At 48.8% G+C, this 541-nt stretch carries 1 protein-coding gene; it reads left to right on the forward strand.

Annotated features, from left to right (window positions below):
* Nucleotides 1–541 (forward strand): N-6 DNA methylase (locus R7Q46_RS29715; protein WP_318078660.1); only part of this gene is annotated, 541 nt, incomplete at both ends.

The following is a 541-nucleotide window of genomic DNA, read 5'->3' on the forward strand; positions in this document are numbered from 1 at the left end:
AAATGGCACACTGCTGCGCCAAGTGATTAACAAGCTCAACGAAATCGACTTTACTGACTCTAAAGAACGTCACCTGTTTGGTGATATCTACGAGCAAATCCTACGCGACCTACAAAGCGCAGGTAATGCGGGTGAGTTCTACACCCCTCGCGCAGTGACTCGCTTTATCGTCAATCGTCTTGACCCTAAACTAGGTGAGCAGATTATGGATCCCGCCTGCGGTACGGGCGGATTCCTGGCTTGCTCGTTCGATCACGTTAAAGAGAACTACGTAACAAGCGCAGCCGACCACCAAACGCTGCAAAAGCAAATCCATGGTGTAGAAAAGAAACAACTGCCACATTTGCTGTGTATCACCAATATGATGCTCCACGGTATCGAAGTCCCTGTGCAGATTAAGCATGGCAACACGCTCAATAAGCCGCTTTCAAGTTGGGATAGCAATATCAATGTGATTGCGACTAACCCACCGTTTGGCGGCACAGAAGAGGACGGGATTGAAAAGAACTTTCCTGCCGAAATGCAAACTCGTGAAACCGCC

This window comes from Vibrio sp. 811, from assembly GCF_033339195.1.